Annotated in this window: 17 protein-coding genes; 10 read left to right on the forward strand and 7 right to left on the reverse strand. The window is 73.1% G+C overall.

Annotated features, from left to right (window positions below; genetic code table 11):
* Positions 1 to 253: 253 nt before the first annotated feature.
* Positions 254 to 1,654 carry a hypothetical protein gene (locus AC069T_RS22955; protein WP_478784502.1) on the forward strand — a complete coding sequence of 467 codons (1,401 nt, stop codon included), beginning with the start codon at positions 254 to 256 and terminating at the stop codon, positions 1,652 to 1,654.
* A 118-nt stretch (positions 1,655 to 1,772) separates the two neighbouring features.
* Here the strand turns inward: AC069T_RS22955 and AC069T_RS22960 are convergent, their stop codons facing one another.
* Both AC069T_RS22960 and ypfJ read right to left on the reverse strand, forming a co-directional pair.
* Positions 1,773 to 2,186, reverse strand: coding sequence for a VOC family protein (locus tag AC069T_RS22960; protein WP_478784503.1), 414 nt, complete (start codon positions 2,184 to 2,186; stop codon positions 1,773 to 1,775).
* Between the two features lie 124 nt (positions 2,187 to 2,310).
* Entirely contained in the window at positions 2,311 to 3,198 is an 888-nt protein-coding gene (gene ypfJ / locus AC069T_RS22965; RefSeq protein WP_478784504.1) for a KPN_02809 family neutral zinc metallopeptidase, read from the reverse strand.
* A gap of 190 nt (positions 3,199 to 3,388) precedes the next feature.
* Here ypfJ and AC069T_RS22970 point away from each other — a divergent pair, with 190 nt between their 5' ends.
* From AC069T_RS22970 to AC069T_RS22985, 4 genes are all read left to right on the forward strand, one after another.
* Positions 3,389 to 4,207 carry a PQQ-binding-like beta-propeller repeat protein gene (locus AC069T_RS22970; protein WP_478784505.1) on the forward strand — a complete coding sequence of 273 codons (819 nt, stop codon included), beginning with the start codon at positions 3,389 to 3,391 and terminating at the stop codon, positions 4,205 to 4,207.
* A 91-nt stretch (positions 4,208 to 4,298) separates the two neighbouring features.
* The gene (locus tag AC069T_RS22975; RefSeq protein ID WP_478784506.1) at positions 4,299 to 5,897 is read left to right on the forward strand and encodes an ABC-F family ATP-binding cassette domain-containing protein; all 1,599 of its coding nucleotides are present in this window, start codon (positions 4,299 to 4,301) and stop codon (positions 5,895 to 5,897) included.
* 374 nt (positions 5,898 to 6,271) lie between these two features.
* Positions 6,272 to 6,493, forward strand: a complete 222-nt coding sequence (locus AC069T_RS22980; RefSeq protein ID WP_006123601.1) for a helix-turn-helix domain-containing protein — start codon at positions 6,272 to 6,274, stop codon at positions 6,491 to 6,493.
* 133 nt (positions 6,494 to 6,626) lie between these two features.
* Positions 6,627 to 7,418, forward strand: coding sequence for an enoyl-CoA hydratase/isomerase family protein (locus AC069T_RS22985; RefSeq protein WP_478784507.1), 792 nt, complete (start codon positions 6,627 to 6,629; stop codon positions 7,416 to 7,418).
* A gap of 478 nt (positions 7,419 to 7,896) precedes the next feature.
* Here the strand turns inward: AC069T_RS22985 and AC069T_RS22990 are convergent, their stop codons facing one another.
* Positions 7,897 to 8,640: a nucleopolyhedrovirus P10 family protein gene (locus AC069T_RS22990; protein ID WP_478784508.1), complete on the reverse strand. Its 744-nt coding sequence runs from the start codon at positions 8,638 to 8,640 to the stop codon at positions 7,897 to 7,899.
* Positions 8,641 to 8,727: 87 nt separating this feature from the next.
* Here AC069T_RS22990 and AC069T_RS22995 point away from each other — a divergent pair, with 87 nt between their 5' ends.
* From AC069T_RS22995 to amaP, 5 genes are read left to right on the forward strand one after another with little or no spacing between them, the layout of a single operon-like run.
* Positions 8,728 to 9,225 (forward strand): Asp23/Gls24 family envelope stress response protein, encoded by a 498-nt coding sequence (locus tag AC069T_RS22995; RefSeq protein WP_478784509.1) that lies wholly within the window; start codon positions 8,728 to 8,730, stop codon positions 9,223 to 9,225.
* 31 nt (positions 9,226 to 9,256) lie between these two features.
* Complete coding sequence (locus tag AC069T_RS23000; protein ID WP_358853408.1) at positions 9,257 to 9,442, forward strand: hypothetical protein; 186 nt, start codon at positions 9,257 to 9,259, stop codon at positions 9,440 to 9,442.
* Positions 9,443 to 9,487: 45 nt separating this feature from the next.
* Complete coding sequence (locus AC069T_RS23005) at positions 9,488 to 9,829, forward strand: Asp23/Gls24 family envelope stress response protein (RefSeq protein ID WP_478784510.1); 342 nt, start codon at positions 9,488 to 9,490, stop codon at positions 9,827 to 9,829.
* Positions 9,826 to 10,524 (forward strand): DUF6286 domain-containing protein, encoded by a 699-nt coding sequence (locus AC069T_RS23010; protein ID WP_478784511.1) that lies wholly within the window; start codon positions 9,826 to 9,828, stop codon positions 10,522 to 10,524. Before AC069T_RS23005 ends, AC069T_RS23010 begins: the two co-directional genes overlap by 4 nt.
* Before the next feature lie 10 nt (positions 10,525 to 10,534).
* A complete protein-coding gene (amaP, locus tag AC069T_RS23015) occupies positions 10,535 to 11,113 on the forward strand; it encodes an alkaline shock response membrane anchor protein AmaP (protein ID WP_478784512.1) in 579 nt (192 codons plus the stop codon).
* A 268-nt stretch (positions 11,114 to 11,381) separates the two neighbouring features.
* Here amaP and AC069T_RS23020 read toward each other — a convergent pair whose 3' ends face one another.
* From AC069T_RS23020 to AC069T_RS23035, 4 genes are all read right to left on the reverse strand, one after another.
* A complete protein-coding gene (locus tag AC069T_RS23020) occupies positions 11,382 to 12,137 on the reverse strand; it encodes an SDR family oxidoreductase (protein ID WP_478784513.1) in 756 nt (251 codons plus the stop codon).
* 5 nt (positions 12,138 to 12,142) lie between these two features.
* Positions 12,143 to 13,930: a glycoside hydrolase family 15 protein gene (locus AC069T_RS23025; RefSeq protein ID WP_478784514.1), complete on the reverse strand. Its 1,788-nt coding sequence runs from the start codon at positions 13,928 to 13,930 to the stop codon at positions 12,143 to 12,145.
* 162 nt (positions 13,931 to 14,092) lie between these two features.
* Entirely contained in the window at positions 14,093 to 14,884 is a 792-nt protein-coding gene (locus AC069T_RS23030; RefSeq protein WP_478784515.1) for an SURF1 family cytochrome oxidase biogenesis protein, read from the reverse strand.
* Positions 14,885 to 14,963: 79 nt separating this feature from the next.
* Positions 14,964 to 15,197, reverse strand: coding sequence for a hypothetical protein (locus tag AC069T_RS23035; protein ID WP_307063999.1), 234 nt, complete (start codon positions 15,195 to 15,197; stop codon positions 14,964 to 14,966).
* Between the last annotated feature and the right edge of the window lie 89 nt (positions 15,198 to 15,286).

The raw sequence follows: 15,286 nt of genomic DNA on the forward strand, positions 1-15,286 counted from the left end.
GCTGCGGGGGTTCCCCCCCCTTCCCTTTTGGGTGGGGTGTTTTCCCTGTGGTGCTTTCCCCCCCCCCCCCCCCCCCCCACCCCGGTGGCCGAGAACAGTCACCCCCGACACCCCAACCCTTCCGTTTCCGCCTCGCGCGAGAGCCCGCTCGCACGCCCCGCGCACCCCACGCACCCCCGTGCGACGACCTCCCCGATCGGCCACCGGGGCATTCCGTTTGGGTTTTCGGACTGTCAACCGGAAGACTGCACCTGTGACGTCCCGTACCCCGCGCGACTCCAGGCTCCGACTCGTCCGCCCGCGGCCCCTCGCCGCCGCTCCCCGAGCGGTGACCCAGCGCCGCTCACGCCGCCCCGCACCCCGGCCGCCCGAGGGCACGCCGGCGCCCTCGGAACTGGCCCGTATGGCCCGCGCCGGTCTGGCCGGCGCCGCCCGTGTCGCCCGCTGGGCCGACGCCGCGCTGCGTCCCGGCCGCGACGGCGCGACCCCCGACGACAGGGGCACCCTCTCCGCGGCCACCGCCGAACGCGCCGCCGCCGAACTGGGACTGACTCCCGCTCAGGTCTGCGCCGACTGGGACACCGCACGTCTGGCGGGCCTCATCGAGGTGCACGGCAACAGCGCGCGCCCCGGCTGGCGCCTGCGCGCCTGGAACCGCGACGACAGTGCCGTCCTGCGCGGCTGGGTCGCTCTGTTCGACGCCTGGTCCCTGGCGTATCCGGAGCCCGCGGGCCGGGAGCCCGCCGCCGTCGCCGAGGTCGTCTCCGCGATGCCCCAGGTGCTCTCCTTCCTCCAGCTGTCCGCGGGACCCGTGGACGTGGCCCAGCTGCTCGACCTGCTCGAACAGCGCGTCACCGAACTGCGCACCGAGCGCTGCGAGATTCCGTACGGCCCCCGGCCCGAACCGGCTGCGGAGACCGAGGTCGCCGACACCCCGCTCGCCCCCCTCCTCGACTGGGCCCTGCGCGCCCTCGCCTCCGTGGGCGCTCTCACCTTCGCCGACGGGCAGGCCACGCTCACCCCGCTCGGCAGCTGGGCGGTCTGGGTCAAGCTGGAGCAGATCTGCGTCGCCGCGCAGAGCCCCGCGGGGAACATCGAGCAGCCCGCCGAGGACATGCTCCGCGGCTGCGCCCAACTGCGCCCCAACGCGGCCCGCGCCGAGTACCGGGCGTGGCTCGCGGCCCGTCCCGTCGGCAGCGCCGTCACCGAACTCCTGAACGCCGCCCGAGGCGAGGACGCCCTGCTGCGCGGCCTCGCCTTCGAGGCCCTGCGCGTCGTCGGCGCCCCCGCCGAGCCCGACGTGCGCGCCGTCTCCGACGAGACCCCGCTGCGCCCCTACGCCCTGCTGTGGCTCGCGGAGCACGAGGGCCACGACCCGGAGGACGTCCACGAGGTGCTCACCCGGGAGGAGGCCACCTGGCTGTGGGTGGACACGGCGGCCGCCGTCGCCGACCACGGGGAAGCCCCGCTGCTCGTGCGGCACTTGGAGTCCGCCGTGCAGCCGACCGTGCCGGCGCTGCTCGACGAGGTGCGTGCGGTCGGGCATCCCCGCACCGTCCAGGTGCTGGTCGCGCTCGCCGCGGCCCACCCGGACCCCGCCCTTGCCAAAGCCGTGCGCCGGGCCGCGTTCCAGGTGCACACCGGGGGGAGCTGACGGAGGGGCCCAAGCCCCGGCTGAGGGGCCCCAAACCCCGGTCGCGGGCCCCCAAGCCCCGGTCCCAAACGTCTACGCCCCGTCCCGGGCGCCCACGCCCCCGTCTCAGGCGAGGCGCCTACGCCCCGGTCTCCGGGGCGTACGTCCCGAAGCTCCATATGTTGCCCTCGCGGTCGCGGGCCAGGTAGTCCCGGGAGCCGTAGTCCTGGTCCGTGGGGGGCATCAGGATCTCCGCGCCGTGGTCCACGGCCTGCTGGTGATGTGCGTCGACGTCGTCCACCACCACGTACACCCCGGCGGGCCCGGCGTCCTTCATGGCCGTGTCGAAGACGCCGCCGCGGCCTTTGGAGCCCAGCATCACCGCGCCGTTGCCCTGCACCAGCTCCGCATGCGTCACCGCGCCGTCCTCGCCCTCGTACACCGACAGCTCGGTGAAGCCGAAGGCCTCCGTCAGCTGCCTGATCGCCGCCTTGGCGTCCGCGTACAGCAGCGTCGGGCAGATGCTCGGGCGGCTGCCGTCCTTGCCCGCCATACCGACCACTCCCTCTCGTCTCCGTGCCGGATGTGACCTGTTCCACAGTCTCGCACCGCCCACTGACAACGCCCCGGCGACCGGACGACGGGCCGCACCCCCGCCTCGGCGGAGACACCGCGCCTCAGCGGAACGTGTCGCACCGCGTCATGTCACCGGTGCGGTAGCCCTCGCGGAACCACTGCTGGCGCTGCTCCGCCGAGCCGTGCGTCCACGAGTCCGTGTTCACCCCGCCCTGGAACTTCTCCTGGATCCGGTCGTCGCCGACGGCCGCCGCCGCGTCCAGGCCGTCACTGATGTCGGCGGCCGTGAGGCTGGTGATCAGCGGCCGGCCGGTGGACTCGTCCTTCGCGGTGGTCGCGTGATGCGCCCACACGCCCGCATAGCAGTCGGCCTGGAGCTCCACCCGTACCGAGTTGCTGTCCGCGCCGGTGCGTCCGTCCTGCGACCGGCCCAGCGTTCCCGTGAGGTCCTGCACATGGTGTCCGTACTCGTGGGCCACCACGTACGCCTGCGCGAACGGGCCGCCCCGCGCACCGAACTTCGACCGCAGCTCACCGAAGAAGTCCAGGTCCAGATAGACCTTGCGGTCCCCGGGACAGTAGAAGGGCCCGACGGCGGACGTCGCCGTCCCGCACCCGGTGCCGACCCGCTCGCTGAAGAACACCGTCGGCGACGAGGTGTACGCGGCGCCGCGGCGTTCCAGCTCCTGCCCCCAGTAGTCCTGGACGCTGTTGACCACCGCCACGACGCGGCAGTCCTCCTTGGCGTTCGCGTCCCGCCCCGTCCGGCAGTCCTGGCGGACCTGGTCGAGGGAGGAGGAGGCCGGGGCGGGCCCGTCGTCCGACGAGAGCCCCAGCTGGTCGGGGCCCACTCCGAAGAACAGGCCCAGAAGGAGGGCGATCACACCGGCGACGCCACCGCCGATGGTGGCGCCGCCGCCGGGAATCCGGCTGCCCCGCACATCCTGCACCTCCGAGGTGTCCAGACGTGCGTTGTCGTCGAACTGCATGGGCGTACCACCCTCTGGGTCTCTCGTTCCGCGGCTGCCATCCTCTGTACGGCGCCCTGTCCAGCGTCGGGCGGACGTCCGAACGGGCGACGCGCCCCCGTCCGGCCGCCGTGTCCCGACGCCCCCGCACCCGGCCCCGCCTACGCTCTGCGCCTGATCCGTGGGGCCGGGCAACCGCAGGGGGACAAGGGTGGTCGTACTGCCGATCGAGGAGACCAGGCCGGATCCGGCGACCCCGTACAACGGGTCGGCCACTGATTCCGGCCGGGTGACCACCACGGCGCGTCCCCTGTACCCGCGAACCGTTCCCCGAACCCTGCGCCGGTTCCTTCCCGCCGCCGTCGCCCTTCTCCTCGCCGTCCCCCTCCTGGCCGCGGCCCACCGGGTCCGGCCTGCCCCCTACGGCGACCACCTCACCGTCCCCGCGCGCGTGGAGCACGCGGCACCGGTCCGGCTGCGGACCGGCGGCAACGCCGTCGAGGCGTACGACGGGGCGACCGGACGCCCCCGCTGGACCTACACCCGTGCCGGGCGGCGCCCGCTGGCCGTGCTCCACGCGCGCGTGCACGCGATCGCCCTCTGGGACGACGGGCTGGTCACCGACACCGCGCCGGACGGCGCCTCGGTCCGCTGGCACCGCGCCCTGCCCGGAGCCGCCGGCTGGCTCGCCGCCCGCGGGGGACGCGGCGTCCTGCGGACGCTCGGCCCGGGGGCCCGCATGCTCGCCGTGATCACCCCGGAGCGGATCGCCGCCTACCGCACCGCCGACGGGGACCTGCGCTGGGTCCTGCCCGCCCGGCCGGGCTGCGCCTTCACGCCCGGACGGGCCGTACGCCACCGCGGAACACTGCTGCTCGCGCAGCCGTGCGCCGCCGACGCCGCCTGGACGGGCCAGATCGTCGCCGTGGACGACCTCGGCCGGGTCACACCCCGCAGGACACCGCTGGGCAACGGGCGGCCGGGCACCGAACACCCGTACACAGAAAAAGTGCTTGCACGGCCCCGTTAGACTTGGCCCATGGCCATTCTCCTCGCGCATTAGACGGCGGGAACGTCATCAGCCGTCCAGTCCGTCAACGACCCTGCCCAGGAGTCTGTCCGTGATTTCCGCCTCCGGTATCGAGCTGCGCGCCGGCGCCCGTGTCCTCATCGAGTCCGCCACCTTCCGCATCACCAAGGGCGACCGCATCGGTCTGGTCGGCCGCAACGGCGCGGGCAAGACCACGCTCACCAAGGTCCTCGCGGGTCAGGGCATCCCCGCCGCGGGCACCGTCACCCGCTCCGGAGAAGTCGGCTACCTGCCGCAGGACCCGCGCACCGGCGACCTCGACGTGCTCGCCAGCGACCGCATCCTCTCCGCCCGCGGCCTCGACACCCTGATCCGCAAGATGCGGGAGAACGAACAGCGCATCGCCAACGGCTCGGGCGCCACCCGCGAGAAGGCCATGCGGCAGTACGAGCGCCAGGAGACGGAGTTCCTCACCAAGGGCGGGTACTCCGCCGAGGCCGAGGCCGCCACCATCGCCGCCGCGCTCAACCTGCCCGACCGTGTGCTCGGCCAGCCCCTGCACACGCTCTCCGGCGGTCAGCGCCGCCGTGTCGAGCTGGCCCGCATCCTCTTCTCGGACGCGGACACGCTGCTGCTCGACGAGCCGACGAACCACCTCGACGCCGACTCCATCGTCTGGCTGCGCGACTACCTGAAGACCTACCGCGGCGGCTTCATCGTGATCTCCCACGACGTCGACCTCGTGGAGACGGTCGTCAACAAGGTCTTCTACCTGGACGCCAACCGCGCCCAGATCGACGTCTACAACATGGGCTGGAAGCTCTACCAGCAGCAGCGCGAGTCCGACGAGAAACGCCGCAAGCGCGAGCGGCAGAACGCCGAGAAGAAGGCGTCCGCACTCCATTCGCAGGCCGACAAGATGCGCGCCAAGGCCACCAAGACCGTCGCCGCGCAGAACATGGCCCGCCGCGCCGACAAGCTGCTCGCCGGCCTCGAGGCCGAGCGGAAGTCGGACAAGGTCGCCAAGCTCCGCTTCCCGGAGCCCGCACCCTGCGGCAAGACCCCCCTGATGGCCGAGGGCCTGTCGAAGTCGTACGGATCGCTGGAGATCTTCACCGACGTCGACCTGGCCATCGACAAGGGCTCGCGCGTCGTCATCCTGGGGCTGAACGGCGCCGGCAAGACGACGCTGCTGCGGCTGCTCGGCGGCGCCGAGAAGGCCGACACCGGCCAGGTCATCGAGGGACACGGCCTCAAGCTCGGCTACTACGCGCAGGAGCACGAGACCCTCGACCCCGAGCGCACGGTCCTGGAGAACATGCGCTCCGCCGCCCCCGACCTGGATCTGGTCGAGGTCCGCAAGACCCTCGGCTCCTTCCTGTTCTCCGGTGACGACGTCGACAAGCCGGCCGGTGTGCTGTCCGGCGGCGAGAAGACCCGTCTCGCGCTCGCGACCCTGGTCGTCTCCTCCGCGAACGTCCTGCTCCTCGACGAGCCGACGAACAACCTCGACCCGGCCAGCCGCGAGGAGATCCTGGGCGCGCTGCGCACCTACAAGGGCGCCGTCGTCCTCGTGACCCACGACGAGGGCGCGGTCGAGGCCCTCCAGCCGGAGCGGATCATCCTGCTGCCCGACGGTGTCGAGGACCTGTGGGGCGCCGACTACGCCGATCTGGTCGCCCTCGCCTGACCTCCCGGCCCGGCCGCCCGAGGCGCGGGCCGGGCTTGATCGAATGACTGATCCACTTGCCATGGATCATTCGGCCGATCCGTGATCCCTCATCTGTGTGAGATCTCCTCATACCGAGGTGTGTCCTACATCGATTTCGCGGCCGAGTCCTCGGTTTCCGGGGGCCCGGCCGCATCGCGTCGCTGACCTGCTGCTTCGCGCGCGAACCCGTTCACCCTTACGCCGGAGACGGGGCGGAAGCGCTAGTTCCACTCGTGGGGACGGGCTCCTGTCGTCAAAACCTTGTCTTACCGACCTTGCCGAATGGGTGGCCATCAGGCCCGGAAGGGGTGATCATGAGAAGTCCAGAGCGCACTTCCCATGAGGAGGCACGGGTGGCCGAGACTCTGAAGAAGGGCAGCCGGGTAACCGGCGCCGCGCGTGACAAGCTCGCGGCAGACCTGAAGAAGAAGTACGACTCCGGTGCGAGCATCCGAGCGCTGGCCGAGGAAACCGGTCGCTCGTACGGCTTCGTCCACCGGATGCTCAGCGAGTCCGGCGTCACACTCCGAGGACGTGGCGGTGCGACGCGGGGCAAGAAGGCCGCTTCGGCCTGAGGCCGGACGTCCCCATCGGCTTTCGGTGGTGACCACCCGGTCGGTCGGTTGATCGACCGGGTGGTTACTGTGCAGTCACTTGAGGATGCCGTCGTACGGCATCCGCTGTGACCGCACCCATCGGAGGCTTGCCATGGCTTCGCTCGACCCGGTACTCGACAAGGACGGCGTACGGCTCACCGTCGACGAGGCAGTCGCCACGGTGACGTTGACCAACCCGGTCAAGCGCAATGCCCAGAGTCCTGCTCTGTGGCGGGCGTTGACGCAGGCCGGGCGGTCACTGCCGGGCACCGTCCGCGTGGTGGTGCTGCGCGCCGAAGGCAAGTCCTTCTCCGCGGGGCTCGACCGGCAGGCGTTCACGCCCGAGGGGTTCGACGGCGAGCCGTCGTTCATCGACCTCGCGCGTGGGTCCGACGCCGAGCTCGACGCGACCATCGCCGAGTACCAGGAGGCGTTCACCTGGTGGCGGCGCAGCGACATCGTGTCCATCGCCGCCGTGCAGGGGCACGCCATCGGGGCGGGTTTCCAGCTCGCGCTCGCCTGTGACCTGCGTGTCGTCGCCGACGACGTGCAGTTCGCCATGCGCGAGACCAGCCTGGGACTGGTGCCCGACCTCACGGGGACGCACCCGCTGGTGAGCCTCGTGGGGTACGCCCGCGCGCTGGAGATCTGCGCGACCGGCCGCTTCGTGACGGCCGAGGAGGCCGAGCGCACCGGGCTCGCCAACCTCGCCGTACCTGCCGGGCAGCTCGACGCCGCCGTCCAGGACCTGGCCGGCGCGCTGCTGGCCGCGCCGCGCGACGCGGTCGTGGAGACCAAGGCGCTGCTGCGCGGTGCGCAGGAACGCTCCTACGAGGAGCAGCGGACCGCCGAACGTGCGGCCCAGGCCCGCCGCCTGCGGGACCTGGCCGGAGTCGGCGACTAGGGCCTGTCGTTTGGATCAGGCTGGCTGTGACCGACGGTTCGTCCTGACCGACCCGAGCGGGGTCTGGCGCGTGCAGCTGCAAGGCGGAGGAGGGAGTCGACGCGGAGCGTCGGCGACCGACGACAACGCCGCAGATGTGCGTGCCAGACCCCGCGACGCCGGCGTGATCCAAACGACAGGCCCTAGGCCCTCGCCCGGGCGTTCCCGGACCTCGACAGCGACCTGGAACGCACCAGGCCCGTACTGCGGAGGAACCGCGACACCCGGCCGGCCCCCTTGGGCCGCCGTCAGGAGCACCCCGACCGGCGGCACCGGCGGGCGCCGTGTGCGCGCGTCGTGTTCACCTCGCCGTGCACGGCACACGGGCGCCCGCGGCCGGACCCGGGGTTCTCCGACGGCGCCCTCCGCGGTGCGTTCTCGGAGCCGTCCGCACGTGCGGACGGCTCCGCTCCGGACGGGGACGGCCGGTGTCCGGTTCTCAGTCGGCCGCGGTGACCAGTACCGCCACGGACGGGCGGTCGGGCAGGACGTCCGCCACCGCGGCCCGAACGGCACGGGCCGCGTCGAGAGCCCGGGCGTCCGCCGTGACCGCGATCTCCACCCGGACATGACGGCGCGGCAGGGCGCCGCCGCCGTCCGCGGAATCACCCGTTCGGTCCTCGATGCCGACCGGACGGCCCAGCACCTCCGTCAGCCGGGCCACTCCGGGGACGGCCAGCGCGGCCGCGGCCACCAGCGACTCCTCAGCGGGACCGGCGGGTCCGGCCGCGGGCCGCCGTTCGTCGGCGCGGGCGGCGGGCGTCCCGCCGTCGTCCAGCAGCCCCGTCACCCGCAGGTCCACCTCCGCGACCCGCAGGCCCAGCCGCTCCGTCGCCGCCGTGAGCAGCGCCGCCCGCAGCCGGGCCGCCGTCGTCGGAAGAGGCTCCGCCCCCGGCGCGGTGGGGTCCGCCGAGGCCAGGAACTCCGCGTTCACGCGGAGCGGCCCGGGCGGCAGGGCGCTGGGCGGCGCCGGCACGGCTGCGTCGTACACCTCGTCCGGGTCGGCGAGGGCGACCCTGAGTGTGCCCAGGCGGACGCCGCCGACCGGGTGTGCCGCACGCCGCAGCACCGAGTCGACCGCCGCCTCCGTGATCCAGGCCCCGTCGCGGGCGCTGCCCAGGGGCAGCAGCCGGCCGAGCCTCAGCTGATTCCGTACCGCTTGCGTCCATCGGTCCGCCGTCATTCCTCCAGCCTGCCGCATCCCCGGCGCGAGATGGCGCAACCCCGCTTACTGTGGGTGAAGAAGGACGAACGAAAGGGACAAACGGCTATGACCGACATGACGGAGCGGAACCGCCCGGACAGCCGTGAGGGCGAGAACGCGGGCGGTACGCAGACGGGCAGGACCAGCGTGACCAAGCGAGGCGGTGGGGACCCGGGCGGCCGGGGCCGGACCACCATCGCGGACGGAGTGGTGGAGAAGATCGCCGGACTCGCGACCCGGGACGTGCTCGGCGTGCACGCCATGGGAAGCGGGATGAGCCGGACCTTCGGAGCGATGCGCGACCGGGTGCCCGGCAGCGGCAGCCAGAAGTCCGTGACACGCGGCGTCAAGGCCGAGGTGGGCGAGCTGCAGACCGCGCTCGACCTGGAGATCGTGGTCGAGTACGGCGTGTCGATCACGGACCTGTCCCGCGATGTACGGGAGAACGTGATCGCGGCCGTCGAGCGCATGACGGGGCTCGAGGTCGTCGAGGTCAACATCGCTGTCAGCGACGTGAAGCTGCCGGACGAGGAGGACGAGGAGCCGGAGTCACGGCTGCAGTGACACCGGACGCCCGGACTGTTGAGGAGCGCACATGAATTGGGCCGTGATCGGCATGATCGCCGGAATGGCACTGGGCTTCGCCGGGTACTTCGGCGGATTCGGGGCCTTCCTGCTGGTGGCGGCCCTGGGGGCCGTCGGATTCGTCGTCGGGAAGTTCGTCGAGGGCGACCTGGACAGCAGTGACTTCTTCCGCAGCCGTGACGACCGGCGGCGGTGACGCGTGCCGCCCCGGACCGACCGGCTCGCCGCGGCACGACCTCCGGTGAATACCGTCGCGGCGGCGGAGCGAGGCGCCACCCGGATCGCCGACCGGGTCGTCGCGAAGATCGCCTCGCAGGCGGCCTCGGAGGCGCTGGACGTGCCGCTGGCCGGCACGGGACGCCCGCACGCCTCGGTCGCGGTGCACCACGGGACCGCCCGCGTGAGCGTCAGCCTCGAACTCGACTACCCCTCAGACATCGGCGGCCAGTGCCACGCGGTGCGTCGTCAGGTCGCCCGGCGGGTGCAGGCCCTGGCGGGACTGGAAGTACCGGAGGTGGCCGTGCACGTGGAGCGGCTGCACCTGCCACCGGCCTACGGAGCGGCACAGGGGAGGACGCGGTGAGCGAGCCCCGGGAGCACGAGAACCCGTCCGGCGGCAGCACCCGACGGCTGCCCGTCATGGAGAAGCGGGCCGAGGACGGGACGGACGGCGGACTCGGCCGGTCCGCCGCGGCCACCCCCGAACCCCCGCCCACCCTCGACGACGAGGGCGGACGCGCGGGCCGCTTCTGGTCGTCCCGCCGCGTGCCCGCCGGGATCGTCGCGCTGCTGGTCCTCGCGGGCGCCGGTCTCCTCCTCTACGACGTCGTGGCCGTCCGCGCCGGCCACAAGGCCCTGCACTGGCGCAGGTCACTGGCCCGTGAGCTCGCCGAACGGCCGCTCGACGACACGTGGGTGCTCGTCGGCGCAGGGATCGCCGCGGCGCTCGGCCTCTGGCTGCTCTTCCTCGCCCTGACGCCCGGTCTGCGTGACGTGCTGCCGATGCGGCGCGGCCACGCCGACGTCCGGGCCGGACTGCACCGGGGCCTGGCCGCCATGGTGCTGCGGGACCGGGCCATGGAGGTCGCCGGGGTGCGCTCGGCCAAGGTGCGTGTCAAGCGCCGCAGAGTCGACGTCCGTGCGGTCTGCCACTTCCGTGAACTCGACGACGTACGCGCCGACTTGGACGCCACGCTGACCGACGGCATCCGGGGGCTCGGGCTCGCCCGGCAGCCCGCGCTGACGCTGCACGTCGGACGTCCCGGCCGGAAGGGATAGGTGAGGTCCGGTGCTCAGGACCGTCAACCGTGTGCTGCTGGGGATCGCCGGGCTGGTGCTCGTCGCCCTCGGGGGTTCCGTGCTCGCCGTCGGGCTGGGGCTGAAACCGCCCTCCTGGTGGATCCACGACGGGCGGCACGATGTGCTGCTCACCGTTGCCGAGCGGAACCGGTGGCGGGACGAGGGCTGGTGGTGGTGGGCCGTCATCGCCGCGCTCGCCGTCCTGGTGCTGCTGGCCCTGTGGTGGCTGGCGGCCGTGCTGCGGCGGCGCAGGCTCGCCGAGGTGCTCGTCGACACCGGTGACGGCGAGGGTGCGCTGCTGCGCGGTCGCGCCGTGGAGGGCGTGCTGGCCGGTGAGGCGGGTGAGCTGGACGGCGTCGAGCGGGCACAGGTGCGGCTGGACGGCCGCCGCACCGCCCCGCGGACGCGGGTCCAGCTCGTGCTGGAGCCGTACGCGGACCCCGGCAACACGCTGAACCTGCTCACGACGGAGGCGCTGGCGCACGCCCGCGAATCGGCGGGCCTGGCGGCGCTGCCCTCGGAGGTACACCTCCGCGCGGCCAAGCACCGCCCCGAACGCGTCACCTGAGCGGAAACCACCCCGCCGGGGCGGGCGTCCCTGCTGGGCGCTCGCTCCTGCCGGGACTTGGGCTCTGCTCGGCTCCCGCCCCTGCCGGCTCCGCCCCGCCCGGGCTTACGAAACGGCCGGGCGTGCGGAACCGGCGGGACTGCGGAACCGGCGGGACTGCGGAACCGGCGGGACTGCGGAACCGGCCGGGCGTGCGGAACCCGCCGGGACCGCGGAAGCCGCCCCGGGGCTGGAACCAGGGGCCGGGGTTTCGGAGCCGCTCGGGGCTCTAGAAGCCGTGGCGCATGCCGCCGTCGACCGACAGCATGACGCCCGTCAGGTACGACGCCGCGGGCGAGAGCAGAAACGCGGCGGCGCGGCCGAACTCCTCCGGCCTGCCGTACCGCCGCAGCGGGATACGGGACTCGTTGGCCGCGCGGGTGGCCTCCGGGTCGGCGGACAGGGCGTCGAGCTCGCGGACGCGGTCCGTGTCGATGCGGGCGGGCAGCAGGCCGACGACGCGGATGCCGCGCGGTCCCAGTTCGTCCGCGAGGGACTTGGCGAACCCCGCGAGGCCCGGGCGCAGACCGTTGGAGATGGTCAGCCCCGGAATCGGCTCGTGCACCGAGCCGGAGAGCACGAACCCGATGACCCCGCCCTCACCGAGCTCCGCGGCGGCGGCCCGGGCCAGTCGTACGGCGCCCAGGAAGACGGACTCGAACGCCGCGGCCCACTGCTCGTCCGTGGTGTCGGCGACGAACCCGGGCGCCGGGCCGCCGACGCTGATCAGCACCCCGTCGAAGCCGCCGAAGTGCTCACGGGCCGCCTCGATCAGCCGGGCCGTGGTCCGCGGGTCGGCGTTGTCCGCGGCGACCCCGACCGCGTTCGGGCCGAGCACCCCGGCGGCCTCGGCGACGCTCTTCTCGTCGCGCCCCGTGATGACCACCTTCGCCCCGTCGGCGACCAGCTCGCGCGCGGCGGCGCTGCCCAGGCCGCGGGTGGCCCCCGTGACGACGTACACCCGGTCCTTCAGTCCAAGATCCATGGCTCCTATCCTGCCCTCTCGCCCTCATACAGGGCTAGGGCGGCGCTCACCAGGCCGATGTGACTGAACGCCTGCGGGAAGTTGCCCAGCTGGCGGCCCGCGACGGGGTCGTACTCCTCGGAGAGCAGGCCGACGTCGTTGGTGAGCCCGACCAGCCGGTCGAACATCCGGCGCGCCTCCTGCTTGCGGCCGATCAGATGCAGGGCGTCCGCAAGCCAGAAGGAGCAGACGAGGAACGTGGCCTCGTCGCCCGGCAGCCCGTCGACGAGGTTCGCGGCGGTGCTGTAGCGGCGGACGAAGCCGCTGTGGCCGAGTTCCCGGGCGATCGCCTCGACCGTCCCGACGACCCGCGGATCGTCGGGCGGCAGGAAACCGACGCGGGGGATGAGCAGCGTGGAGGCGTCCAGCTCCCGCGAGCCGTAGGACTGCGTGAAGCTGTTCCGTCCGGGGTCGTAGCCGCGCTCGCACACCTCCCGGTGCACCTCGTCGCGCATCGCACGCCAACCCTCCAGGTCCCCGCTGAGCTGCGGGTCGCGCTCCAGCGCACGGACAGCGCGGTCGGCGGCAACCCACGCCATCACCTTGGAGTGCACGAAGTGCCGACGCGGTCCGCGCACCTCCCACAGCCCCTCGTCCGGCTGCCGCCACGCCGTCCGCAGGAACTCCATCAGCGCGACCTGCACCCGCCACATGTGCGGTTTCATCGGCAGGCCGGCCTCACGGGCCAGCGAGAGCGAGTCGATGACCTCGCCGTAGACGTCCAGTTGGAGCTGGCGCACGGCGTCGTTGCCGACGCGCACCGGTGAGGAGTCCGCGAAGCCGGGCAGCCACGGCAGCACGTACTCGGTCAGCCTGCGCTCGCCGGAGAGGCCGTACATGATCTGCAGTTCCGCCGGGTCGCCCGCGACCGCCCGCAGCAGCCAGTCACGCCATGCCTCGGCCTCCTCGTGGTACCCGGCCGAGAGCAGCGCGCCGAGCGTGAGGGTGGAGTCGCGCAGCCAGCAGTAGCGGTAGTCCCAGTTGCGGATGCCGCCCAGTTCCTCGGGGAGCGAGGTGGTGGGGGCGGCGACGATCCCGCCGGTCGGCGCGTACGTGAGGGCCTTCAGGGTGATCAGGGAGCGTACGACGATGTCCCGGTGCGGGCCGCCGTAGCTGCAGCGTGCCGCCCACCGCTGCCAGTCGTCCAGGCTGGACCGCAGGGCCTCGTACGGATCCACGAGCGGCGGGCGCGGCTGGTGCGAGGGATGCCACGTGAGGACGAAGGCGACCTTCTCGCCCGCCCCGACGGTGAACTCCGAGTGCGTGCAGAAGTCCTTGCCCCAGGTGCGCACGGGCGGATCGCTGCGCAGCCATACCGCGTCCGGGCCGGCGACGGCGACCCGGTGACCGTCCCCGAGCCTGCGCATCCACGGCACGACGATGCCGTAGTCGAAGCGCAGCCTGAGGGCGCTGCGTACCGTGACCCGGCCGCTGAGGCCCTCGACGACGCGTACGACGTCGGGGGCACGGTCGCGCTGCGGCATCAGGTCGGTGACGCGGACCGCGCCCTCCGCCGTCTCCCACTCGGTGTCGAGCACCAGCGAGTCGGGCCGGTAGGCGCGGCGGGTGCAGAGCCCCGCGTCCTTGGGGGCGATGCGCCACTGGCCGTGTTCGTCGTCGCCCAGCAGTGCCGCGAAGCAGGCCGGGGAGTCGAACCGCGGCAGGCACAGCCAGTCGATGGAACCGTCACGTCCCACCAGTGCGGCCGTCTGTTCGTCCCCGATGAGCGCGTAGTCCTCGATGCGTCGTTGCACCCACACTGGGTTCCCGAGTGCGGCGACCGCCAATCGGGCCGCCGGAGTGGCACGGGGGCCAGGCGGCCCGGCCGAGCGGCCGGGACGGCCGCACACCGGACGGCAGGAGGGACAGCGCCGCGCCGCCGGAACGCCCGTTCACCGGGCCGGCCCGAGGAGGGTCTAGACGGCCGCCGGGGCCGCCTCGGGGGCGGACTCCTTCGCGGCGGCCTCCGCCCGGTCCCGGCGCTCACGGCGGACCAGGACGAACCAGCCCACGGGGACACCGGCCGAGAACAGCCACCACTGGACGGCGTACGCCATGTGCGGACCGATGTCGCCGTGCTCGGGGTCGGGGATCAGCTCGGGGGAGCCGCCCCGGGGCGCGGGCGCGGTCTGCTCGACATAGCCGCCGAGGACCTGCCTGCCGAGCTGCCGGGCCCGCTGGCCGCTGCTGATCAGCATGATCTGGCGGTCGGGCAGGCCCCGCACGTTCTTGATGCCGCTCCCGGCGGTCGTCTCGTCGGCCATCAGCCGGCCGGTGACGGTGATCTCGCCCCTCGCGGGCGCCGGGACCTTCGGGAACTGCGTCTGCACGCCGGTCGCGGGGATCCAGCCCCGGTTCACCAGCAGCACCCGACCGTCGTCCAGGACGAACGGAGTCAGCACATGGAAGCCGACCTCGCCGTCGGCGTTCGTACGGCGGCGGACGACGACCTCGTGCGCCGGGTCGAAGGTGCCCCGCGCGGTGACGCGGCGGTACAGGTCGTCGTGCGCGACGGTCCTGCCGGGAGCGGTGAGCGTCTCGGCGGGCACCGGCTTCGCGGCCAGCGACGTGGCGATCACCTCGTTGAGCGCCACCTTGTGCTCGTGGCGGTGCAGCTGCCAGAAGCCCAGCTCGATCATGGTCGGGATGAGCGCGAGCGTCAGGAGGGTGAGGATCACCCACTGCCGGGACAACAGGAAGCGGTACACCCCACTGACGGTACCCCGCACGTGCCGGCCCCCGCCGGGAGGGTCCCGGCGGGGGCTCGGCACCCGGGTCCGGCCGGGTTCAGACCTTGTCGGTGATTCCGGCCCTCCCCTCGGCGCGGGCGCAGTGCGCGCCGCAGTACCAGTGCCCCTCGACCTCGACGCCCTGACCGATGATCTGGACGCGACAGTGCTCGCAGATGGGGGCCATCCGGTGGATCGCGCAGGAGAAGCAGTCGAAGACGTGCACCGCGCCCTGCGCGTGCACCTCGAACGTCATGCCGTAGTCGTTGCCACAGACTTCACATCTCGCCATGCGCCACAGGGTGGGGCGCCGGCGCGGCCCGGGCGAGCGGGCGGCGGGCGAGTCGCCCGGCAATCACCCGTCTGACGTCCGGGGCGTGT

It is taken from the genome of Streptomyces sp. NPDC043867, from assembly GCF_056435845.1.